The organism is Pleomorphochaeta caudata, assembly GCF_055395745.1.
This window is the reverse complement of sequence record NZ_AP042458.1, coordinates 2,506,044-2,530,752: the sequence shown is the minus strand read 5'-3', so window position 1 is coordinate 2,530,752 and position 24,709 is coordinate 2,506,044. Positions and strand designations below refer to the sequence as shown.

20 protein-coding genes are annotated in these 24,709 nt (G+C 29.5%); 11 read left to right on the top strand and 9 right to left on the bottom strand.

Annotation, left to right across the window (positions count from 1 at the left end; translation table 11 throughout):
* Positions 1 to 8 precede the first annotated feature (8 nt).
* From ACZ5RS_RS11660 to ACZ5RS_RS11645, 4 genes are all read right to left on the bottom strand, one after another.
* Complete coding sequence (locus ACZ5RS_RS11660) at positions 9 to 644, bottom strand: amino acid ABC transporter permease (RefSeq protein ID WP_464635625.1); 636 nt, start codon at positions 642 to 644, stop codon at positions 9 to 11.
* A 62-nt stretch (positions 645 to 706) separates the two neighbouring features.
* Positions 707 to 1,519 (bottom strand): amino acid ABC transporter substrate-binding protein, encoded by an 813-nt coding sequence (locus ACZ5RS_RS11655; RefSeq protein WP_464635623.1) that lies wholly within the window; start codon positions 1,517 to 1,519, stop codon positions 707 to 709.
* Between the two features lie 112 nt (positions 1,520 to 1,631).
* Positions 1,632 to 4,076: an efflux RND transporter permease subunit gene (locus ACZ5RS_RS11650; RefSeq protein ID WP_464635621.1), complete on the bottom strand. Its 2,445-nt coding sequence runs from the start codon at positions 4,074 to 4,076 to the stop codon at positions 1,632 to 1,634.
* Between the two features lie 139 nt (positions 4,077 to 4,215).
* Positions 4,216 to 5,394, bottom strand: coding sequence for a glycosyltransferase (locus ACZ5RS_RS11645; protein WP_464635619.1), 1,179 nt, complete (start codon positions 5,392 to 5,394; stop codon positions 4,216 to 4,218).
* Between the two features lie 355 nt (positions 5,395 to 5,749).
* Between ACZ5RS_RS11645 and ACZ5RS_RS11640 the strand changes: the two genes are divergently transcribed.
* Complete coding sequence (locus ACZ5RS_RS11640; RefSeq protein WP_464635617.1) at positions 5,750 to 7,165, top strand: oligosaccharide flippase family protein; 1,416 nt, start codon at positions 5,750 to 5,752, stop codon at positions 7,163 to 7,165.
* A gap of 66 nt (positions 7,166 to 7,231) precedes the next feature.
* On the opposite strand, the gene ACZ5RS_RS11635 is transcribed toward ACZ5RS_RS11640, so the two are convergent.
* The gene (locus ACZ5RS_RS11635; RefSeq protein WP_464635615.1) at positions 7,232 to 8,509 is read right to left on the bottom strand and encodes a beta-phosphoglucomutase family hydrolase; all 1,278 of its coding nucleotides are present in this window, start codon (positions 8,507 to 8,509) and stop codon (positions 7,232 to 7,234) included.
* 104 nt (positions 8,510 to 8,613) lie between these two features.
* Positions 8,614 to 9,534 carry a 2-oxo acid dehydrogenase subunit E2 gene (locus ACZ5RS_RS11630; protein ID WP_464635613.1) on the bottom strand — a complete coding sequence of 307 codons (921 nt, stop codon included), beginning with the start codon at positions 9,532 to 9,534 and terminating at the stop codon, positions 8,614 to 8,616.
* Positions 9,535 to 9,891: 357 nt separating this feature from the next.
* On the opposite strand from ACZ5RS_RS11630, the gene ACZ5RS_RS11625 reads away from it, so the two are divergent.
* A complete protein-coding gene (locus tag ACZ5RS_RS11625) occupies positions 9,892 to 10,284 on the top strand; it encodes a metal-dependent transcriptional regulator (RefSeq protein ID WP_464635611.1) in 393 nt (130 codons plus the stop codon).
* A gap of 88 nt (positions 10,285 to 10,372) precedes the next feature.
* Here the strand turns inward: ACZ5RS_RS11625 and ACZ5RS_RS11620 are convergent, their stop codons facing one another.
* Positions 10,373 to 11,143, bottom strand: coding sequence for a response regulator transcription factor (locus ACZ5RS_RS11620; protein ID WP_464635609.1), 771 nt, complete (start codon positions 11,141 to 11,143; stop codon positions 10,373 to 10,375).
* Between the two features lie 671 nt (positions 11,144 to 11,814).
* On the opposite strand from ACZ5RS_RS11620, the gene ilvN reads away from it, so the two are divergent.
* From ilvN to ilvB, 9 genes are all read left to right on the top strand, one after another.
* A complete protein-coding gene (gene ilvN, locus ACZ5RS_RS11615; RefSeq protein WP_464635607.1) occupies positions 11,815 to 12,342 on the top strand; it encodes an acetolactate synthase small subunit in 528 nt (175 codons plus the stop codon).
* A gap of 43 nt (positions 12,343 to 12,385) precedes the next feature.
* Complete coding sequence (ilvC, locus tag ACZ5RS_RS11610; RefSeq protein WP_464635605.1) at positions 12,386 to 13,378, top strand: ketol-acid reductoisomerase; 993 nt, start codon at positions 12,386 to 12,388, stop codon at positions 13,376 to 13,378.
* Between the two features lie 122 nt (positions 13,379 to 13,500).
* Complete coding sequence (locus tag ACZ5RS_RS11605) at positions 13,501 to 15,090, top strand: 2-isopropylmalate synthase (protein WP_464635603.1); 1,590 nt, start codon at positions 13,501 to 13,503, stop codon at positions 15,088 to 15,090.
* 10 nt (positions 15,091 to 15,100) lie between these two features.
* Positions 15,101 to 16,693: a citramalate synthase gene (cimA, locus tag ACZ5RS_RS11600; protein WP_464635601.1), complete on the top strand. Its 1,593-nt coding sequence runs from the start codon at positions 15,101 to 15,103 to the stop codon at positions 16,691 to 16,693.
* A gap of 11 nt (positions 16,694 to 16,704) precedes the next feature.
* Positions 16,705 to 17,973: a 3-isopropylmalate dehydratase large subunit gene (gene leuC / locus ACZ5RS_RS11595; protein ID WP_464635599.1), complete on the top strand. Its 1,269-nt coding sequence runs from the start codon at positions 16,705 to 16,707 to the stop codon at positions 17,971 to 17,973.
* Between the two features lie 3 nt (positions 17,974 to 17,976).
* Positions 17,977 to 18,474, top strand: a complete 498-nt coding sequence (gene leuD, locus ACZ5RS_RS11590) for a 3-isopropylmalate dehydratase small subunit (protein ID WP_464635597.1) — start codon at positions 17,977 to 17,979, stop codon at positions 18,472 to 18,474.
* A 1-nt stretch (position 18,475) separates the two neighbouring features.
* On the top strand, positions 18,476 to 19,537 hold the full coding sequence (leuB, locus tag ACZ5RS_RS11585) for a 3-isopropylmalate dehydrogenase (RefSeq protein WP_464635595.1): 1,062 nt from the start codon (positions 18,476 to 18,478) through the stop codon (positions 19,535 to 19,537).
* A 54-nt stretch (positions 19,538 to 19,591) separates the two neighbouring features.
* The gene (ilvD, locus tag ACZ5RS_RS11580) at positions 19,592 to 21,277 is read left to right on the top strand and encodes a dihydroxy-acid dehydratase (protein WP_464635593.1); all 1,686 of its coding nucleotides are present in this window, start codon (positions 19,592 to 19,594) and stop codon (positions 21,275 to 21,277) included.
* 8 nt (positions 21,278 to 21,285) lie between these two features.
* On the top strand, positions 21,286 to 22,971 hold the full coding sequence (ilvB, locus tag ACZ5RS_RS11575) for a biosynthetic-type acetolactate synthase large subunit (protein ID WP_464635591.1): 1,686 nt from the start codon (positions 21,286 to 21,288) through the stop codon (positions 22,969 to 22,971).
* Positions 22,972 to 23,043: 72 nt separating this feature from the next.
* Here the strand turns inward: ilvB and ACZ5RS_RS11570 are convergent, their stop codons facing one another.
* Together ACZ5RS_RS11570 and ACZ5RS_RS11565 are read right to left on the bottom strand one after the other, a co-directional pair.
* Positions 23,044 to 23,277 carry a hypothetical protein gene (locus ACZ5RS_RS11570; protein WP_464635589.1) on the bottom strand — a complete coding sequence of 78 codons (234 nt, stop codon included), beginning with the start codon at positions 23,275 to 23,277 and terminating at the stop codon, positions 23,044 to 23,046.
* Positions 23,278 to 23,327: 50 nt separating this feature from the next.
* Positions 23,328 to 24,578: an MFS transporter gene (locus ACZ5RS_RS11565; RefSeq protein WP_464635587.1), complete on the bottom strand. Its 1,251-nt coding sequence runs from the start codon at positions 24,576 to 24,578 to the stop codon at positions 23,328 to 23,330.
* Positions 24,579 to 24,709: the final 131 nt, after the last annotated feature.

Below are 24,709 nucleotides of genomic sequence, written 5' to 3'. Positions count from 1 at the left end.
TCGCTCCATTAATCGTAATAGCTTAGTTTTTTCTCTATTTTTTCAAATATTTTTGAAACAACCCCGTTCATAATAAAATAGAAAACACCAGCAATGAATAAAGGCATTGTACTAAATTCTCTTGCAGAAGCTGTTTTAGCAACCCTAAATACTTCAGCAACACCAATTGTTTGAGCTAAAGCAGTATCTTTAACTAATGTTATAACTTCATTTCCCATAGCAGGAATTATTTCTTTTATAACTTGAGGTAATACTATGTGGAAAAATGTATGAGATTTTGTAAATCCTAGGACTTTTCCAGCTTCATATTGCCCTTTATCAATTGATTGAATACCACCTCTATAGATTTCTGCAAAATATGCAGCATAGTTAATTACATAAGCTACAATTGCAGCATTCATTCTATCAAGGGATGTTTTGAAAATATAATATGGAGCGAAGTAAACAAAGATTAATTGCAAAATTAAAGGAGTTCCTCTCATAATCATTATATAAATATTTGTAATTTTTCTCACAATCCAAAACTTGCTTTTTTTTGCTTGTGCAACAACCATACCTAGAGGTAAAGCAAATAATAGAGTGAAGAAGAAAACTTTTATACTGACTAAAGTTCCTTCTAACATTGGTATTAATAATTGTTTCATATTTATCTCCAAAAAAATTAAGGACGTAAGATATATACGTCCTTAACTAATATATCAATTATTTAGTTTTTTTCAACTACACTAATATCAGCATCAAACCATTTTGTTGAGATTTGTGCAATAGTGCCATCACTAGCCATATCTTTTAAAACAGATTGTACTTTATCTCTTAGAGCAACATCATTTAATCTAAATCCAACACCATATTCTTCTTTAGTTAAACTGCCATCTATGATTCTGAAATCTTTACCACTTCTTTTAATATTATCATTAGCAACAAAAAGGTCTAATAATACAGCATCAACTCCACCTGTTTCTAAGTCCATTAAAGCTGTTAAGTTGTCGCTAAATTCAATTATGTCTTTTAGACTATCTTTAAATTCAGGAGAAGCATCCATTGCATCACTAGCAGTACTACCACCTTGTAAGCCAACAACTTTACCCTTTAAATCATCAATTGATTGATAAGGTGAATTAGATTTAACAACTAAAATTTGGGCGTTATCTAAATAAGGTTCAGTAAATAGTACAACGTCTTTTCTGTCTTCAGTAATAGTGAAACCATTCCAAATACAATCAATATTACCAGTAGCTAATTCTTGTTCTTTGCTACTCCAATCGATAGGTTGTAATTTTAATTCAACACCCATTCTTGAAGTTACTTCTTTAGCTAAATCAATATCATAGCCAACAATTTCATTGTTTTCATCTCTATAGCCCATTGGAGGGAAAGAGTCATCAAGACCTAAAATAAATACGCCTTTTTCCATAACTTTTTCTAGAGAATTATCTCCTTGAGCTTCTTTTGCCCCACTAGCAAAAATTGTAGCAATAGAAAAAGTAGTTAGTATAAATAGAGTTAGTAATTTTTTCATATAATAACTTCCTTTAGTAATTTTGAAAAAAGTATAATAAATAAAGCAAAAATATACAAGTAAAAATGAATATTTATGCATAAAGAGAATTGAAAAAAATTATTATTTTAATTTAATTTTTAATTTTTAACAAATTTTTTATTTTTGTAAATAAAATTATTACTGCAGGTAAGATTATTATTGTTGCTAACATTGAATTCATTAGGGCAACACTCATTAAAACGCCAAAATATTTTATAGGCATATAGCTACCAAAGGTAAGCATTATCATTCCCATAACGATTGAAATTGTTGTAAGAACAATTGGACGACCGGTTTCAATTATTGTGGTTTTTAAGCAGTCTTTATAGTGGTTATCTCCACATGATACTAAAGTAGAATATTTTAATAAGAAATGTATTGCATCATCAACTCCCGCTCCAATTGCAACACATGCAAAACTTACAGTAACCATATCGAATGGAATGTTTAATAAATACATAAATATATAATTAGCCATAACTCCAACTGATACAGGAACAAGCGTTAATAAACCTCTAAATATGGATTTGAAAGCAATTCCTGCAATTAGGAAAACTAATAAGTATGCAATAATTTGGGAGTTGTTTTGATCTTTAATTAATTGTGTACTAAAGCGAAGTGCATCGGCATTTGTACCTCCAAATTCTACATTACAATCATTAGGTAATAGAGGCATAGCAGCTAACATCAAATCTTCTAATTTTTGACTACTTGTAACTGTCGTTAAATCATTATTAATGCTGTCGTAGCATTGTAAAAATATTGTGAGTGTATTCCCATCTTCACTTAATGTTTGATTAATTAGTCCAGCATTATGTTCCCTCAATAAAATCATTAATCTGTTAAATAAGTTTAATAAAGCTGGATTAGTTGGAATTTCATTTTTTCCATTATATAACTCATTTAAATAAGCTACATACGAAGAAAATGAAATATTTTGAAGAATATCTGGACTTTGAGTTACTGTGGTTTCAAAATCATATACTTTTTTTAAATTGACTGGATCTAAAAAATATTTTTCTGATTCTTCTGGTGCTGTTATTGTAACTTTGTATGGTATATCTCCACCAAAAATTGTTGATATGTCTTTTGTATCTTCAACAATCTTATCAGAGGAAGGGAAGTATTCCATGTAATTTGTATCCACACTAATTTTATCTTTAGTGTAAATAAATCCGAATATAATTATTACATATAAAACACAGAACCATATCCAATTTTTAACAACAAAGGATGATGTTTTTTTGATTGTTTTAGTTAAAAATCCATTTTCTACAACTTCAGTTTGTTTATCTTTTGGAAGAGAAATTAAAGAAAGGATTATTGGGAGTAAAGTTAATGATAAAATAATACAATAAACAATACCAATTGATACAACAATTCCAAAATCTCTTAATCCTGATACTTTAGAAATCATTAGACTAATAAATCCTGCAATGGTTGTAAGTCCTGCAAAAATTATTGTTCTATAAATATGAGAGGCTGCAATTTCTGCAAGATTCTTTATTGTTCCTAAATTATATTTTGCAAAATATTCACTTACTATATGCACAGAATAAGAACTGCCTAATATAAGAACCATACAGGGGGTAATAATATTTATAATAGTAATTGGAATATCTAATAAAGCCATTGTTCCAAAGGTCCAAATTATTGCTATAATTGATAGTAGAGAAGGTAAAATCATGGCTCTTTTCGCTCTAAATGATAGATAAAATACAATAAGAATAACAATAAAACATAAAAACAGTAGTAGTGTTAAGTCATGAGATAAGTAGTGCATTATTCTATAATTAATTGGTAATGCACCGGTGATTGCATATTTACCTCCGAATTGATCAAGTGGTTCAAAATTATCTAATAAATTATAAATTTCGTTTTCATTTAAATTTGAAATGTTTAAAACAAACATTACAGCATCTAAATTCTGGCTTACTAAGTACCCTGTAATTGTTGGATCTTTTGCCAGCTTTTGCTTTAATGTTTCTACTTCCTCGTTTGTCCATAATTCACCAGGTTTGTGAGATGAAATTGGAGTGACAGCTAAACGCGTTCCCTTTTTTTCAATTGTTATATAGTCAAATACTGATGATATACTTTGAACTTGGGAAGAATTTTCTAAATTTTGAAGACAGATATCTAAAGTATTTAAAAAAACTGGAGTAAAGAAATCTTTAGATTTTATCATTAATAATAGACTTGATGCAGTTGGTTCATCTGTTTTACTAATTGTTGTAGCTGGGTAATCAAATTCTACAGAATCACTTAAATTTTCAGGTATTGATTCTTTTGCAATTTCATTTGAATCTATTTTTTTTATTTGATTATATGATTCGAGTAATTGGTTAATTTCTTCTTGATTAAAATCTCCATGCACTTTATAAATTTGAGATTCAGTTTGGCTAAAAATTGAACTGAAATCTGCGTTAATCTCTAAATTAAGTGCGTTGATTAAGAAAAAAATAGTTAAAAGACTTAAAATAACTAAATAAGTAATTTTATGTTTTTTTTGAAAAGAAAAATATCTGTTTGGCATAAATCCTCTAAATTTAAAATTTTTGTATAATATTGGCAAAAAAAATCACCATTACTATTTTATAATTTAATATATTAATTAATCAATATTTAAAAATTATATATCAATATAGTTTAAATAATTAATAGTCAAAAGAGTTTCATTTTTGTTTATTATTATATTCATTTATTGTCTCTTTGTAAATTTTTACAAGTTTATCAATAAATAATTTATCTCCATAGTTTGCGACAGAAAGTGGTGCATTTTTTACTAAATAATTATATAGATCTTTGTTATCAATAATAGTTTTAGTTTTTGATATAAATTCTTCTTTAGTATCAAAAATATATCCGTTTTGCCCTTCAATTAATATTTTTTTTAATACTTCATTTTCCTTACAAACAATAGGGAGATTAGAAGCTAGAGCTTCAAAATATGTAAGGCCTTGGGTCTCTTTTGAAGAACCACTAATAAAAAGATTTGCACATTTATAAAATTTATGAATTTCTTTTGGTTGTATTTCTCCACAAAAAATTACATTATTTTCTAATTTTAATGATTTAGTAATTTGTTCCAATTTTTTTTTCTCAGGCCCATCTCCCACTATTATATATTGTAAATTATTTGTATTTAATTTTAATTCACTAAAATATTTCAGCAGTTTATCAATATTTTTTTCACTAGCTAATCTTGCTATTGTAATTATTCTAAAACAATCTTTTTTAAAGTTATATTTAGTGAATAATTCAGTTTTCTCTGCCTCAGTTAATGGGCTTGAATATAATTTTAAATCAATTCCACTAGGTATTTCAACAATTGGTATATTAATTGAATAATCCAGCTTTATCATTTTTTTAGTAGATGAGGATGGTGCAATGATTTTGATTACAGGATATCTTAAACTTTTATGAAGTATAAAATTTAATATAAAAAAGAAAAACTTTTTCCCTACAATAAAATTATCACTGTAAGCAGAGAAATTTGTGTGCCAGGTATGTATTATTGGGCAGTTGCTATGTTTAGCTACTTTTTTGGCATATCTCATTGAGAAAAATTCTGTTTGTGTGTGAATTATTTGAGGATTCCAAAGATATAATTCTTTCATTAAAGAATCATGTGTGTTAATTCCATTTAAACTATCTTTATAAAATTGAAAGTTTAGTGATTTGAAAAAATAAATTTTTTCATTAGTGTCGTAATATGATTTTTTACATTTTTTGAAGGTTAAAATCCTAACATCATGATTTTCTTTTTCTAATTGTTTTTTTAATGTGTAAATAACATTTGCAATTCCAGAAATAATTGGGAAATAGAAATCGCTTGTTATTAATATTTTCATAAAATCAATATCCTTTTATTTTTTTGTCACCTTACTATAGTATATTTAAGCAATAATTAAAACAAGCAATTTAAGTGAAATATAATTTAGTAGTAAAGTTTTATATTTAGTATAAATATTAAGTTTATAAACTTTATTTTTACATTATTATACGAATATAAGATATTATGTGTATTCTTTGATTTTGTTAATACGTATCAATTTTTAATTTAATTATTAATCAAAATGTTAAAAAATTGCATTATTGTAATGGTTTTGTTAATATTTAAAAAAAACATTAAAAATACAAAACAAAATAACTTTTTTAGAATTTTCATACTAGCATTAAATATGAAAAACTATTAATCTTCATTTTATGGCAAAACTACAGATTCGTAATATAACAAAAAAGTCTTTAATATATTCAATTGGTACTTTGATTTCCAGTATTTCAACCTTGTTGTTGATACCAATGTTTTCCAAGTATTTGGAGCCTGCAGATTATGGTAATTATGAGTTAGCATACTCATTAACCTTTTTAATCATTACAATAAGTTATTTTGAAACTCATGTAACGATGTTAAGGTTTATGTATGGTATAAAAAATGAGAATAATAAAACTAAAAAAGAAGCTATATATAGCAGTGCTTTATTTAGAACCTTATCGACAGTTTTATTGGTAATTATTGGATATTTTACAACAAAAGTTACATTTTTCCCGTATCATAGAGTAAGTTTATTTTTTGGATTTTGTTTTACTTTTGGCTTATTTTATTTGAACTGTGCTAGAGGTTTAGATAGGGAATATGATTATACAACTGCGTTTTCAATTTTTCATATAACAAATTTGTTGTCCAATTTTATTTTTCTTGTGATATTAAAGAGAAATGCAGAATCATTATTTATTTCTTTAAGCATTTCATATTTAACACAAATTATTTACTTAGAATCAAAATTAAAAATTATTTCATCTTTTAGCAGAAAATATATTAATTTTAGATTGATTCCAAGAATGTTAAGATTTTCAATTCCTCTTGCAATTGCTGCAGTAGGTACTTGGGTTCTACAATTTTATTCAAATATTAGACTTGTTGCTTTATTAGGTTCAGATTCTAATGGGTTGTATACTATGGCTTTAAATTTTGCTAGATCAATTCCAACTTTTGCAAATGGAATAATTATTGCTTGGGAAGAGATTGCATTCTCAGTAAGAGGAGAAACTGAGGATAAGAATAAGTTTTTTGCAGATACTATTAGCAAAGTAATAGTAACTCTCTCTTGTATATATATGGTATTTGTCCCTTTTGTAACATTGATTATTCCTTACTATTTAGATTCCTCATATCATAATATTGTAGCTGTAGTTGTTATTGCTACTGCAGGAAGAACTGTTGATTTCTTTAGTTTATTCTTAGCAAGTATTTTTGGAAATAAGATTAATAGTAAACCATTAATGATTTCTACAACAATTGGTGCTGTAGTTGATTTACTAATTATTAATATGATGATTAATAACTACGGAATAGTAGGTGCAGCGATTTCGGACTGTATTGGATTTGTTATAGTTGCGTTGATTAGATTCTATTGGTTGAAATTTGAAAACCATTATAATATTAAATTTATTAAGATTTCTATATATATATTAATTTCAATGATAATAGGATATTTAAGTATTATTTTTGATACAACCCAGAACTTAATTTTAGTAGTTGTTGCATTAATTATAGCAGCCCCAAATATTCTTCCCAAAACAATAGAAAAAGTTAAAGAAACTTTGAAAAGAGATAAATAGTAGATAATATTAAAAAAGGAATTGGAGTTAAATTTCAATTCCTTTTGAATTAATTGTGTAATTTGTTTAAATAAATTTATTAAAAGCAGATTTTAAATTTTTATCTTTATCTTGTCCTACATAATTTAATACATTGATTCCTAAAGAGGCTGCACTAGCAACATTTTCATCTAAGTCATCAATAAAGTAAGCATTTTCAGCCTTTGTATTTTCATTTCTTAAAATATATCTAAAGAATGATGGGTTAGGTTTATAGTGATGAATTTCATTACTTACATAAATCTCATCAAATAAATCAAAAAGGCCAATTTCTTTCATTTTTTTAGTATGAGGTTCAAAAGTATTAGAACCTAGTACAACTTTCTTACCATTTTTCTTGAGTCTTTTGATTAACTCAACAATTTCTGGATTAAATTCAGGTTTAAAGAAATCATAGAAAGGATCTCCTTCTATATTTAAATCCATAGTATCATTTATATGTTTTAAAAAGAAATCAGTTGAAATATTCCCATCCATTAATGGTGCATTGTAATAACTAAAATCTTTAATAAATTCATTTCGTTGGTGAGTTGTAAAGTTGTATTTATCGAAAATACCATTAAAGCAATGAATATTATATAAAACTACATTACCTGCATCAAAGATAAAGAGTGAACAATCATCTCCATTATCATAGATGTTAGTATATAATCCTTTATAACAAAGTGGATCAGTTAAGGATGTTACATGTCTATCTGCAATCTTATTAGTATAAGTGTAAGTAGTATTACTAAAATCAATGTTTACAGCAATTGAATACATGTTGCTATCATTTGCAGCTTGAATTCCACTAATTGCATCTTCATATACAACACAATCACTAGGTTTTACACATAAATGTGATGCTGCATCTAAGAAAATAGCAGGATTAGGTTTGCCTTTATTAATTTTTTTTACATCTACTACATAGTCAAAGTATTTATCTATACCAGTTAATTCAATAATAAATTTTGCATTTGAAGATGCACTAGCAAGAGCAATCTTTACATCATTATCTTTTAACTTTTTTAGTAAAGAAATAGCACCTTCTTTTAAAAGTGAATCTTTGTTTTCCTCAATCTTTTTTAAGTAGTGCTTGTTTTTTAAATCAGAAATATATTTTATATTTTCTTCATTAGGAGTGATATTAACAGCTTCACAGATTGTTTTAGCTCCTTCATATCTTAATACTCCTTTCAATTTATTTTCAATATTGTCATCTAAAGTAACATTATAATATTCTTTAGCAATATCTACATAGCATGAATGATGATATTTTTGGGTATCACAAAGAACCCCATCCATATCAAATAGTGCGGCTTTCAAAACAATACCTCCCTTTGTTTTTTTTATAGGTTATCAAAGGGGAAATTATTTAACAAGTGAAAATTAATAATATGTTAATTTAGTTTATTTTTTATCAATTTTGTTTAACTAATCATTTTTGCTTTAATTCTTTTTTTTAATTCTCTTTTGCTTTTTGCAGGGCGAGGAAGAATTTCTTTTGGTTTAAATAATAGTTGTTCTGGGTTTTTTATAATTTGTTGAAATCTTGATAAGGACTGAACGAAATAATAGCCATCTGCTATTCTTTCATCTAAGGTAAAGCCTAATTCAATTTTATCAATTTTATGAATAATTTCATTTTTCATTATTCTTTGTCTTTTTAAAGATCCGATAGTAATAAATAGGCTAGTAGTACCCCATTGATAAAGATGATGGTGTGCAATTCCATTATTTAATCCAATGCTGCCTAGATTGCTTAAATATGCAGTACAATGAAGACCGTCTTCTTGAGTTATGGATAGAGGAGCAATACCTTTTGTATCCATATATTTTATAATATTTACAAGAGAAGTTGTAATAAAAGTAGGAAAGGCTGTAAAAATATTAACCAATTTATCAGCAGCATTATTATTGTTATCTTCAGTTGTTTCTCTAGCTTCAGTTATTTTTTTATCAACTAAGGTGGCAATTTTATCAAGAGTCATTGTTGGGTCAAATTTAATAATTACACTATGTTCTGGAGATTCATCCTTGTAATCTTCTTTAACAATAAAGTTTATAGATAAATCTTTCCTTTGCCAAAGTCTCTTGTTCATAATGAATCTATTTAGTTCAGGGCGATCTACAAAAAGTCTAATTAAAGCTGCAATTATTACTTCAAAAACTCTATATTTTCTATTTAAGGTGGGGGAAGGGTTATTCCTTATAAAATCTAAAGCATATGAAAAATCTAAATCGACATTTATATATACTAAAGAATCACATTTCCTTGGCATTAAATAAGGAAATATTTTTTTAAATGGTTGAACATCGTAGATGTATGTGGCATCATTTCTTCTTGGCATAAAATTACCTTTTGTTTTGTGGAATTGTTATTTTATTAGTTTAAAGCATGAAGTTTGGTTTTGTACATGTTTTTTTGTCAAAATAAATTATTTTTAACTGTGAAATATTTTTTTTTATATGTTTTAAGTTTTTTTTTACAAAAAAAAATATAAAAAGTATAAATTTGTTAACGTTTTGGAACAATAAGTTAGTTAAAGCTAATAAAAAATATAGTGATAATTATGCATCTATTATAATGTAATTCTTTATATAATAAGTAATTGGTTTCTGTATTATGTCGGATATATCTATAAAATGATAAAAAAAAGTTAAAATAGTGAGTGACAAAACTGTTATTATTGTTTATATTGTTACATATGAATAAATCAGGTGAAGACTATTTAGAAGCTGTTCTAAATATTGAGAATGAAAAAGGTGTTGTAAGAACAACGGATATAGCAGCTAAACTCAATGTTTCCAAACCAAGTGTAAATAGGGCAATGAAAGTATTGAGTTCAGAGGGGTATATAAATCATGAAACATATGGTAAAATCTCTTTGACTGAAAAGGGAAAAGTATATGCTTCAATGGTTTATAAGCGTCATACTACTTTAGTTAGATTTTTAAGAGAAATTTTAAACGTAAGTGAAGAAACTAGTAATATAGATGCATGTTTAATTGAACATGATGTATCTAGTGAAACTATGGAAAAGATTGCTAGTTATTTAGAAGGTCATTTAGGACCTATCGAAGCTGACAAAAAGCTTTAGATAAAAACTAAAACATTTAATCGAGACCTAATTTTTTATTATCCTCCTCCAAAGAAAACAGTTTGTTTTCGATGGAGGTCTTTATTTATTATTCTATAGAATTATAATTTATAAAAGATTCCCTATATTTATTAGGGCTTACTTTTAATAATGATTTAAATATTTTTGAATAATAACTTGGGTTATGAATTCCAACAGCGTTACAAATTTGATTAATACTTAATGAAGTGTCATACATTAAATGTACACTTTCATTTATTCTATAAGAATTTAAATATTTAACAAAATTTAAAGTGGTTTCCGCTTTAAAAACTCTTGATAAATGAGCTTCGCTAACTCCTAGAAAAGCAGCTGTTTCTTGAAGCCCAATATTTTTTGAATAATTCTGCTCAATAAATGTTATTGCAGAATTTGCTAAATGATTAGAAGTAGAGTTAGGTAATTTTATAGCGATATGTTTTTTCTCAACATCGTGTTTAATAAAATTAACTTTGTCTTTATCGATTTTTTCCTTCATTTTGATTAATTTGAAGTAAAATGCCTTAGCGGATATTGGTTTTTTCTCAAATTCAAAAACTCCTAAACCAAAAGCTTTGTGAGTACTACTCATTTCGCTTTCGTTATTACCAAATATTAAAGTATGGTATATAGGACACGATTGTAGCATCGGATAAATACCTCTTACTGAAAAATCAGTAATTACCATATCTGGTTTTAGTAGCTCTATTATTTTTTGTGCAATAATACCCTCTTTTAAGGAAGCAATTATCTCAATCCCTAACTGTTTCCAATCAATTGACGAAATCAATTCTAGTCTCGTGTAATCATCTTTGATGACAATAATTAATGAATAACTCAAAAGATCTTTCCTTTTATTTAATAAAACAATACAAATATATTATAAAACATATGATATATTAAGATTTGAGTTTTTTACAAGATAATTGAAAAAATAATATCTATTATTGTAACAAAAAATCTAAAAAGTTCAACTTAATCATCATAACAACTTATATATGAATAACTATACATAATTTATTATATTTTGGGAATATTTTTTTGAGATATTTTTGGGAACGTTATTAATATATCATTTTTGTTAAAAAAAATAAACTAGTTGTTTTTTTATTTTGTATAGACAAAAAGTATGTTATTATTTGTACAGATAGTTTGGGAGAAAGAGTGTGTGTATATTAAAAGAATATATATACAAGAAAATGCATAAAAATTTTAATAATTGTATTGACCTATTTCGTTAAATAAAATAGATTATACCTATAACTTTTAAAGCAAGGAAAAAACTAAGATGAAAAACAGTATTTTTACACTTTCTAATATCGTCTTAAGCCACATTCTCAATGTGGTCGTGCTACTCCCTGCTTTAATTATAGTCCTTATTTTATCAAGCCTACTTATTATTATGTAGCCACGGCGCTTAGAAATTAAGCAATAGACCGTGGTAAAGACCTCCCAAAGTAAAAATATATAGGGAGTGATTTACTATACCCATTTAATAAAGGAGTAAACATTATGGAAGAAACAAAAGAGACAAGATTTACATTGTCACTATTAGTAAAGAACCATTCAGGTGTATTACAAAGAGTGGTTGGCCTCTTTTCTAGAAGAGGATACAACATAGATAGTCTTAGTGTCGGAAGAACTAATGATGATGGTATAAGTAGAATTACTATTGTTATTTTAGGAGATCTATCAATAGTTAAGCAGATTAAAAATCAAGTTGAGAAACTAGTTGATGTTTATCGTGTTGCAATTATTACTGATGAAAATGGAATTCAGAGCGAATTAATTCTTGTAAAGATTTCTACAAAAGATGGAGATAGAAGTAAAGTAATTGAATTAAGTGAATTATTTAATGCAAAAGTTGTTGATGTTACTTTAAATACAATTACCTTACAATTAACTGGTAATAATCAGAAAATTAAATCTTTCTTAGATCTTGCTTCTCCTTATGGGATTGTGGAATTAACTAGAACGGGTATTACAGCAATAGGTCGCGGGGAGCTTGCATTAAAAGATGCCCCATACGATGTGCTATAAATAAAATATTAATATAAAAGGCTAAGCCAAAGGATGAAAAAAAATGAGTAAAATGTATTATGACAGTGATGCAGATCTAAAGTACCTAGAAGGTAAAACAGTTGCTATTATTGGTTATGGTAGCCAAGGACATGCACATGCACTAAATCTAAAAGAAAGTGGTGTAGATGTTGTAGTTGGTCTTTATAAAGGATCAAAGAGTTGGAGCGTTGCTGAAGAAGCTGGCTTGAAAGTAATGGAAGCAAAAGATGCTGCTAAAGCTGCTCAAGTTATTATGATGCTTGTTCCAGATGAAAAACAATCTTCTTTATATGATAGTGCAATTAAAGATGGTTTAGAAAAAGGTGACTATTTAGCTTTTGCTCATGGATTTAATATTCATTTTGGTCAAATTGTTCCTCCTGAATTTGTAAACGTAATAATGATTGCTCCAAAAGGACCTGGTCATACAGTTAGATCTCAATTTGTTGAAGGAAAAGGTGTTCCATCTTTAGTTTGTGTTCATCAAGACCCAAGTGGAGATAGTATGGAAGTTGCTAAAGCTTATGCAAAAGGTTTAGGAGCTGGTAGAGCAGGTATTTTTGAAACTTCATTTAAAGAAGAAACAGAAACTGACCTTTTCGGTGAACAAGCTGTTCTTTGTGGTGGTGTTTCTGCATTAATCAAAGCAGGTTTTGATACTTTAGTTGAAGCAGGTTATCAACCTGAAATGGCATATTTCGAATGTTGTCATGAAATGAAATTAATTGTTGATTTAATTAACCAAGGTGGACTTTCCTACATGAGATATTCAATCTCAGATACTGCTGAATATGGGGACTACATCACAGGTGATAAAATCATAACTGAAGAATCAAAAGCAGCTATGAAGGATGTATTAAAAGACATTCAAGAAGGTGTTTTTGCTCGTAATTGGTTGTTAGAAAACCAAGTTAAGAGACCTTATTTCAATGCTAAGAGAAGAATTGAAAGTGAAAGTCTTTTAGAACAAACAGGTAAAAAACTTAGATCATTAATGAGCTGGTTAAAGAAATAAGTATTTAATTATTTCCCTCTTTTCAAATGTTTGATTAGAGGGAAATCAAAATACTTGATTTAAGAAAAGTAGTTAGATGCTTTTTAGCTACTTTTTTCGAATTAAAAATATTGGAGGCAATGATGCAAGATCAAATTATAATTTTTGATACAACATTAAGAGACGGTGAACAAGCACCAGGTTATAGCATGAATTTAGAAGAAAAACTAAGAATGGCTAGAAGACTGGAAAAACTTGGAGTAAACGTTATTGAAGCTGGTTTTGCTATAGCAAGTCCTGGTGATTTTGAAGCTGTTAAAGCAATAGCAGATAATGCTGGAGATTTAATAGTTGCATCCCTCTCACGTGCCTTAGAAAAAGATATTGATGCAAGCTTTGAAGCTGTAAAAAATGCAAAAAGATCTAGAATTCATACCTTTCTAGCTACAAGTGATTTACATTTAAAATATAAATTAAAAATGAGTCGTGAAGAAGCTTTAAATAGAACTATTAAAATGGTTCAATATGCTAGAAATCTTTGTGATGATGTTGAATTTTCACTAGAAGATGCAACTAGAACAGATTTAGATTATATGTGCCAAGTTGTAGAAGCTGCAATTAAAGCAGGTGCTACAACAATTAACCTTCCTGATACAGTCGGCTATGCAACTCCATCAGATATAGAAAATATGTTTAAAACTGTCTTAAATAGAGTTCCAAATGTTGATAAAGCAATTTTAAGTGCTCATTGCCATAATGATTTAGGACTTGGCCTTGCAAACTCTTTAGCAGCAATTAAAGCAGGTGCTAGACAAGTTGAAGGAACTATTTGTGGAATTGGAGAGAGAGCTGGTAATACAGCTATTGAAGAGTTCACAATGGCAATAAAAACTAGAAATGATATTTACCCTTATAGTATTTCTATAAATACTAAAGAAATTTATAAAACAGCTAGAACTTTATCATCCATTACCAATGTAAAACCTTTCCCATCTAAAGCAATTATTGGTGCTAATGCTTTTGCTCATGAATCAGGTATTCACCAACATGGTGTTATGGCAAATTCAAAAACTTATGAGATTATGACACCTGAAAGTGTTGGAATGGTTAAAACTGAATTAGTACTTGGTAAACATTCAGGTCAACATGCCTTTGTTAAGAGAATGGAAGAACTTGGTTATAATTTAACTAGTGAAGATGCAAATAGATTATTTAAAGATTTTAAAGCTTTATGTGATAGAAAGAAGACAATTAATAATAGTGACTTATTAGCTTTAGTTGAATCTAGCGAAAGCTGGGGTGAAAATGATTGGGCTCTTGATAACTTTGTTGTAAACAGTGGTAATTTAATGACAAGCACAGCTTGTGTGACATTAAAACACAAAGGCAAGAAATATCAAGAAGTTGCAGTTGGCTCTGGTCCTGTTTATGCAGCAATTAGAGCAGTAGAAAAAATAGTTAAGCATCCATTTGGACTTTGTGATTATAGCTTAAATGCTGTAACAGAACATAGAGATGCTCAAGGTGAAGTATTTGTAAAAATAACTGATGGAAAAGAATTCTATAGAGGTAGAGGTGTATCAACTGATGTAATTGAAGCATCAATTCTATCAACATTAGCCGCAGTAAACCATATGTTAAATACTAGTGAATTGGCACTTGGATCTTCAATCAATGCACAGAAATTAGATTTAAGTGATGATATGTTAGTAGGGCATAGTGATAAACAGTAAGGATTAGTGAATGAAGAAAGTTGAAATATTTGATTCGACTCTAAGAGATGGGGCACAGGCTGAAGGTATAAGCTTTTCAGTTTCTGATAAATTAAAACTTGTTAATCTATTTGATCAGTTACATATTGATTTTATAGAAGCAGGTAATCCCGGATCTAATCCAAAAGATATGCTATTTTTTGATGAACTAAAAAAAATTGAATTAAAAAATTCAAAGTTAGTAGCTTTTGGATCCACAAGAAGATATAACACTAAAGCTGAAGATGATAACAATCTTAATGCTTTATTAAATTGTGGAGTTAATATTATAAGTATTTTTGGTAAATCTTGGGATTTCCATGTAACAGATATAATACATACAACCTTAGATAAGAATCTTGAGATGATTGAAGATACTATTAGATATTTAACTAAAAAAGGTAAAGAAGTATTTTTTGATGCTGAGCATTTTTATGATGGTTATATAAACAATAAAGAGTATGCAATAAAAACATTAGATGCAGCAATAAAAGGCGGTGCAACAAAACTTATTCTTTGTGAGACTAGAGGTGGCTTATTATCAAGTAAAGTTAAAGAAATTACAGCCCTAATGGTTGAGAAATATCCTAATGTAACAATAGGTGTTCACACTCACAACGATGGAGGACTTGCCGTTGCTTCTTCTCTATTAGCGTATGAAGCGGGAGCTTCACATATACAAGGGACTTTTTTAGGCTTTGGTGAAAGATGTGGTAATGCAAATTTATCTGAAATTGTTTGTAATTTAAAATATAAACTTAATGTTGATTGTTTAAATGATAGTGTTTTTGAGAATTTAACAACTATAGCACATGAAATTGCTGAAATATCAAATGTTAGAATTCCAAGATCAACTCCTTTTATAGGCAGAAGTGCTTTTGCTCATAAAGGTGGAATGCATATCGACGGAGTTAGAAAGAATCCTTTATCTTTTGAACATATGGATCCAATATTAGTTGGAAATAGCAGAAGATTATTAACAAGTGAAGTTGCAGGAAAAGCTTTATTAATTGAAAAGATAAAGAAACATTATCCTAACTTTGATCAAAAAGATCCTAGAGTGTATGATCTTGTTAATAAATTAAAAGAATTAGAAGCCTGTGGGTATCAATTTGAAGGAGCAGAAGCCTCTTTTGATTTACTTATAAAAAGATATTTAGAAAATGAAAAATCATATTTCAAATTATCCTATTATCAAACAATAGGAAAAGAATATTACGATGTGGATATTCAAGAAACTCCACACACCGCTATGATAAAAGTTGAAGTAGCAGGAGAAAGTGCTATAACAGCAGAAGAAGGAGCTGGTCCAATTAATGCAATAGATAAAGCATTAAGAAAAGTATTAGAACCTTTTTATCCTGTCCTTAAAGATGTTTATCTTAGTGACTATAAAGTTAGAGTATTAGATTCAATAGATGCCGCAACAGCTTCTGTAGTAAGAGTATTAATTGAATCCTCTAATGGTAAAAAGACTTGGAACACCGTTGGTGTTAATCACGATATTATCGCAGCAAGCTGGCAAGCTCTAAGCGATAGCATAACTTGGTACTTAGAACAATCTGGTGTAGAACCAGCGAAATAGGAGATAGAATTATGGGTATGACAATGTCACAAAAGTTACTAGCACAAAAAGCTGGCCTTGAATCAGTTAGAGCTGGTCAATTAATTATGGCTAATGTGGATTTAGTATTAGGTAATGATATTACTGCTCCAGTTGCTATTAAGGAATTTGATAAATTTGGTAAAAAAGATGTATTTAACAAAGATAAAATCGCTTTGGTTCCAGATCACTTTGCTCCAAATAAAGATATTAAAGCAGCTGAACAATGTAATTGCATGAGACAATTTGCAAGAAAAAATGAAATTACTAATTATTTTGAAGTTGGCCAAATGGGTGTTGAACATGCACTATTGCCTGAACAAGGATTAGTAACTGCTGGAGATTTAGTAATTGGTGCTGACTCTCATACTTGTACCTATGGTGCATTAGGTGCTTTTTCTACTGGTGTTGGTTCAACCGATATGGCATGTGGAATGGCAACAGGACAAGCTTGGTTCAAAGTTCCAACAGCTATTAAATTTAATCTAACAAATAAATTTAGTAAAAATGTTGGTGGTAAAGATTTAATTTTACATATTATCGGCATGATAGGTGTTGATGGAGCTCTTTATCAAAGCATGGAATTTACAGGGCCTGGTGTTAAAAATTTGACAATTGATGATAGATTCACAGTTGCAAATATGGCAATCGAAGCTGGTGGTAAAAATGGTATCTTCCCTGTTGATGATATTGCCCTTGAATATTTAAAAGAACATGGAGCAAAAGAGCCAACAATTTTTGAAGCTGATGCAGATGCTGAATATGAAAAAGTTTATGATATTGATTTATCTAAGATAAAGAGTACAGTTGCATTCCCACATTTACCTGAAAATACAAAAACATTTGATGAATTTGATAAGGTAAAAATTGACCAAGTTGTAATTGGTTCTTGTACTAATGGTAGATTATCAGACCTTAGAAAAGCTGCAAAGATTCTAAAGGGACATAAAATTAGTGATAGCATTAGATGTATTGTTCTTCCAGCAACTCAACAAATTTGGAAAGATGCAATGCATGAAGGCCTTTTTGATATCTTCATCGATTCTGGTTGTGCTGTATCAACTCCTACTTGTGGACCTTGTTTAGGTGGCCATATGGGTATTTTAGCAGAAGGGGAAAGAGCAGTTTCAACTACAAATAGAAACTTTGTAGGTAGAATGGGACATGTAAAATCTGAGGTTTATTTAGCTGGACCAGAGGTTGCAGCAGCATCCGCTATAACAGGTTATATAACAGATCCTAATACAATTGAGGAGAACTAGAAAATGGAAAGTAAAGGTAAAGTTTTTAGATACGGTGATAATGTAGATACAGATGTAATAATCCCTGCAAGATACTTAAACACTTCTGTACATAGTGAACTTGCAAAACATTGCATGGAAGATATTGATGCTGATTTTGCTTCAAATGTTAAAGAAGGCGATATAATTGTTGGAGATAAAAACTTCGGTTGTGGTTCTTCTAGAGAACATGCTCCTATTGCAATTAAAGCTAGTGGAATCTCTTGTGTTATAGCAAAATCTTTTGCAAGAATTTTCTATAGAAACTCTCTAAATATTGGTCTTCCAATTTTAGAATGCCCTGAAGCTTGTGACAATATTGAAAGTGGCGATGAAGTTGAAGTTAATTTTGATACTGGAAAAATTAAAAATATTACTAAGAACAAAGAATTCCAAGCTGAACCATTTCCTCCATTTATGCAAGAGTTAATCAAGGCTGGTGGCTTAGCTGCATATATCAAAAATAGAGAGGAGAACAAATAAAATGGATATGAAAATAGCTTTAGTAAAAGGTGATGGAATTGGCCCAGATATTATTGATGAAGCTGTAAAAGTTTTAGACAAAGTAGCAAAAAAATTCAATCATAGTGTTGAATATAAAGAAGCAATAGCTGGCGGAGCTGCAATTGATAAATTTAACAACCCATTACCAGATGAGACACTAGAAATTTGTAAAAGCTGTGATTCTGTTCTTCTTGGAGCAGTTGGTGGCCCAAAATGGGATAATGTTGCATCAGAAATTAGACCAGAAAAGGCGCTTTTAGGACTTAGAAGTGGTTTAAATCTTTTCTGTAATTTAAGACCAGCTGTAATGTATCCACAATTAAAAGATGCATGTCCTTTAAAAGATGAGATTGTTGGTGATGGTCTCGATATTATGGTAGTTCGAGAATTAACTGGTGGTATTTATTTTGGTGAAAGAGGTAGAGATGCAGATAATAGTGCTTATGATACCTTAAGTTATAAAAAAGAAGAAATCGAAAGAATTGCAAAGAAAGCTTTTGAAATTGCAATGATTAGAGGCAAAAAACTAACTAGTGTTGATAAAGCTAATATATTAAATTCTTCTCAACTTTGGAGAGATATTGTTAATAAAATGGCTAAAGATTATCCAGAGGTAGAAGTAAATCACTTATATGTTGATAATGCTGCAATGCAATTAGTTAGAAATCCAAGACAGTTTGATACTATTGTAACAACAAACATGTTTGGTGATATTTTAAGTGATGAAGCTTCTCAAATTACAGGTAGTATTGGAATGCTTCCAAGTGCATCATTAGGTTATGATAATTTAGGAATGTATGAACCAATTCATGGTAGTGCTCCTGATATTGCTAATATGGATATTGCTAATCCAATTGCAACAATTCTTTCCGTTGCTATGATGCTTAGATATTCATTTAGTTTAGAAGATGAAGCACTAGTTATTGAAAAAGCTGTATATGACGTATTAGAAAGTGGTTATAGAACTTCTGATATCTACAGTGAAGGTACAACTAAAGTTGGAACAAAAGAAATGGGTAGCTTAATTTGTGATGCTATCTAATCTTTGTAAATAGTGCTAATATATAAAACATATTAAACAAAGAGAAGGCAAGAAATGAAGAAAGATGATAAATTAAGATCAAGTCAAATGACTGAAGGAATAGAAAGAGCTCCTCATAGATCTCTTATGAAAGCAATGGGTTGGAGTGATAATGAAATACACTCTCCAATTATTGGAATTGTTAATGCAAAAAATGAAGTAATACCTGGCCATGTGCATTTAGATAGAATTGTTGATGCTGTTAAAGCAGGGGTAAGAGAAGCTGGTGGTCATCCAGTAGTTTTTCCAACAATAGGTGTCTGTGATGGTATTGCTATGGGACATACTGGTATGAAGTATTCATTAGCTTCAAGAGAATTGATTGCTGATTCAATTGAGGTTATGGCTATGGCTCATCCATTTGATGCATTAGTTTTTGTTCCAAACTGCGATAAGATTGTTCCTGGTATGTTAATGGCTGCTCTTAGACTTAATATTCCATCAATTTTTATTTCTGGTGGTCCAATGCTAGCTGGTAAAGTTCCAGGAGTTAAAGAAGGTAAAGATTTAGCTTCTATGTTTGAAGCTATCGGTAGCTATAATAATCACACAATGGATGAGAAAACTCTATTATGTTATGAAAATAATGTATGTCCAACTTGTGGTTCATGCTCTGGTATGTTTACTGCTAACTCAATGAACTGTCTAACAGAAGCTCTTGGTCTTGCTCTTCCTGGAAATGGAACAATTCCAGCAGTATATTCACAACGTGATATTTTAGCAAAAGCTGCAGGAAGACAAATCCTTGAATTATTAAAAAACAATATTAGACCTTTAGATATTGTTAATGAAGAATCTTTTAAGAATGCATTAACTGTTGATATGGCTCTAGGTTGTAGTACAAATACTATGTTACATTTGCCAGCTATTGCTCATAATGCAAATATTGATTTTGATATTTTTAGTGCAAATGATATTAGTAAAGATGTACCAAATTTATGTCATCTTGCTCCAGCAGGTCCTCATCATATTGAAGATTTATATTTTGCTGGTGGCGTAATGGCAGTTATGAAAGAATTAGATAAAAAGAATTTACTCAACAGAGATTTATTAACTGTAACAGGAAGCTCAATAGGTGAATCATTTAAAGATGCAATTAATTACAATCCTGAGGTAATAAGAGAGATTGATAATCCTTATTCACCAACTGGTGGAATTGCTGTATTAAGTGGTAACTTAGCTCCAATGGGTGCAGTAGTAAAGAGAAGTGCAGTAGATGAAAAAATGCTAGTTCATAAAGGTCCTGCAAGAGTTTTTGAAAGTGAAGAAGCATGTATTAAAGCAATCTTTGGTTCAGAAATTAAGAAAGGTGATGTAATTGTAATTAGATATGAAGGTCCAAAAGGTGGACCTGGTATGAGAGAGATGTTATCTCCAACAAGTGCAATTGCAGGTATGGGACTTGATAAAGATGTAGCTTTATTAACTGATGGAAGATTCAGTGGAGCAACAAGAGGTGCTTCAATTGGGCATGTATGTCCAGAAGCTGCCCAAGGTGGTCCAATTGCATTAGTTGAAGAAGGTGATATAATTTCAATTGATATACCTAATTATAAATTAGAGATGTTAGTTGATGAAGAAACTTTGAAGAAGAGACGTGATAATTTGGTTATAAAAGAACCAACTATCAAGAATGGTTACTTAGGCCGTTATGCAAAACTTGTAAGTGATGCCTCTAAGGGTGCGGTATACAAAGAATAGGAGATTTTATGGAATTAACAGGTGCAAAAATTATAGTAGAATGTTTAATTGAGCAGAATGTTGATACAGTCTTTGGCTATCCAGGTGGTGCGGTTCTTCCTCTTTATGATGCTTTGTATGATAAGAGTGATAAAATTACTCATGTTCTTACAGCTCATGAGCAAGGCGCAAGCCATGCTGCAGATGGATATGCTAGATCAACAGGTAAAGTTGGAGTTTGTATTGCAACTAGTGGACCAGGTGCTACTAATTTAGTCACTGGTATTGCAACAGCTCAAATGGATAGTGTTCCCCTTGTAGCTATCACAGGTAACGTATCTGTTCCTCTATTGGGAAAAGATAGTTTCCAAGAGGTTGATATCTCTGGTGTGACTATGCCTATTACAAAGCACAATTATATTGTTAAAGATATTAAAGATTTAGCATATATTATCCGTGAAGCTTTTGAAATTGCTAGTACAGGTCGACCAGGTCCTGTTTTAATAGATATCCCAAAAGATGTTCAAACAGATACTTGTGAATATGTTAAATATACCCCTAAAAAGGCTGAATATATTTGTGAAAGATTATCAGAGGCTAGTTTAGAAGAAGCTGTTAAATTATTATCAAAAAGTGAAAGTCCAATGTGCTATGTTGGTGGCGGGGTAATAATTTCTGATGCAAGTGAAAAAGTTAGAAAATTTTTAGAATTAATTGATGCTCCTTCCTGTGTTTCACTTATGGGTTGTGGTGCAATTAGATCTGATAGCCATAGATATACTGGCCTTGTTGGTATGCATGGTTCAAAAGTTTCTAATGTTAGTATAAATAACTGTGATTTATTGATAGTAATTGGAGCTAGATTCTCTGATAGAGTAGTAAGTAAAGCTAGTAGTTTTGCAAAGAATGCTAAAATAATTCAAATTGATGTAGATCCTGCTGAAATTGATAAAAATATTGCAACTACTTGTCATTTGCTCGGTGATATTAATGTGGTTCTTGATAAATTAATGGCAAAAATTAAAAAGCCTTTAGTTCATAAGGACTGGATGAATACAGTAGCTCAATATAAGAGAAGATTCCCATTATTAACTAATCAAGAAAGTCAAAGAGCAAGTGAAGTAATTCATTCTTTAAATGAAATTTTAAGTGAAGATGATGTAGTAACAACCGAAGTTGGACAGCATCAAATTTGGGCTGCTCAGTTTGTAAATCATAAAAATCCTAGAAGATTTTTAACTTCTGGTGGACTTGGAACTATGGGATATGGTACTGGTGCATCAATTGGTGCTCAAATGGGAAACCCAAACTCTAGAGTTGTAAATATAGCCGGTGATGGTTGTTTTAGAATGAATTCAAATGAATTAACTACAATAAAAAGATATAATCTACCTATTGTAATTATTGTCATGAACAATCATACTCTAGGTATGGTAAGACAATGGCAGACTTTATTTTATAAAGGACACTATAGTCAAACTACATTAGACACACCAATCGATTGGTTGCTATTAGCTAAAGCATATGGGGTAGAAGGAGTTAGAATTTTACCTGGTGATGATGCGAAAGCTAAATTGGCAGAAGCTATAGGTATGAATAAACCTGTAGTAGTTGACGTTGAGATACCATTAGATGATAAAGTATTCCCAATTGTACCTCCTGGCAATTCAATTAAAGATATGCAAGGTGTTGTTGAAATTAGTGATGTAATTTAGTATTTATTATAATTTATCTAATAAGTACTTCTTCATGACTTTCCTTAAAGTTTTTAAGGAAAGTCAATTTTTTTATATAGGATCAACTCCTGTATCTTGAGAAGGATCACTTAGAGTAAAGATTTGTCCACTATTTTTTAAAGCCATATTAAAATTGAAATTTTTTTTGCGCTTAGGTCTTTTGTTAAAAAGTTGTTCAAAAAAGGACTTTTTAGCAGTTTTTTGTTCAATTATAACTTTATAAATATTACCTTTTTGTTTTTTATATAAATTGATAATATCTGTGTTTTTATTTGTGTTACTCATAATATCATATATAAAGATATACTAATTAATAAAAAAGTAAAGAGGAAAAACTATTCACTTATAGCTTGTTCAGTTTCATTAGTTGGAACAATTGTTTCTCCATCTCTAATGTATGTATGTCTTAAATAAAGCATTGCTAAGACACAGAATAAAACTACAGCAGAAACAATGTGAATTACTTGTTTATAAGAATAAGTATCTAATAATAAACCACTAATATATGGACCAACTGCATAGCCTGTGCCTTGAATAATATTTACTATAGTTGAAAATCTTGCTCTGTGCCCTAATGGTGTATGGTTTGCAACAAAGTAATCATTGTTGGTTGCATGAACAGATTCTCCAACACTAAATACAATAACACCAAGTCCAAAAATAATAGCAACAGCAGTTATAGTTAAAATATTAAATCCTAATAAATAAAGGATAAATGAAATTACCATAACTGTTAAAGTATTCTTTTTATGAGTTAATTTAACAATAAATGGGGTAATAATTACAACAGTTACTGCATTTGTACTCATTAAGAATCCATAAATAGTTGGACCTTTCTCTCCAAATGAAGCGGTTGAATATAAAGGTAGTAAGAATAAAACAATGCTTACGCATAAAAAGAAAATTCCAGTAATAACAATGTATGTTAATAACTTTGGTCTAGCCATTAATGCTTTAAAAACATTGCCTTCAACAGCTTTATCTGTTTGATTGTTTTTAATACTATCTTCAATCATTTGAGCATCAGGTTTTTTATCATCAATTGTAAATGCGATGATAAAAGTAACTAATAAACCAAAACCACCAGCAATTAAAAATAATAGTCTAGGGTAGGAGTTAAAAAGCAATCCTGCTATAGCTGGTCCAATTCCAAATCCAATATTATACGCTAGATAAAAAAGTGAAAAAGATTCTTGTCTATTATCAAAATTTGTGTGGTCAGTGTGTAAAGCTTGTCTAGCAGGGTCTGTTGCTCCATCAAAGAAAAATGTTAACAGAATTACATATGGAATTATTTCTTTATAGTCATAAATAATCCCGCAGACTAAAAATGTAAAAGAAAAAAGTGCTTGAGATATCAACATTATCTTTTTTCTAGAGACTTTGTCAGCTATTTTACTAGTTAGTAAGGAACCAGGAACATACATTGCCATGCTTATCATCATGAAATATCCTGCGTCTGCTGAGCTGTAGCCTAATTTAAGAGTTAAAAATAATGTTAAAAAAGGAAATACGAAATTACCAAAGCCGTTAATAAAATTTATAAAAGCTAAGGAATAAATGCTTTTAGGTAAATTTCTATACATAATTCTTAGGTATATCTTAAAAAAGTTATTTATTCAACTCTTTGTTGTGTTTTTTGTTACTATATTAATAAAATTAGAGTAAAAATAAAAAAGGAGTGGTTTAAAACCACTCCAAATGTCGAAATAAGAGG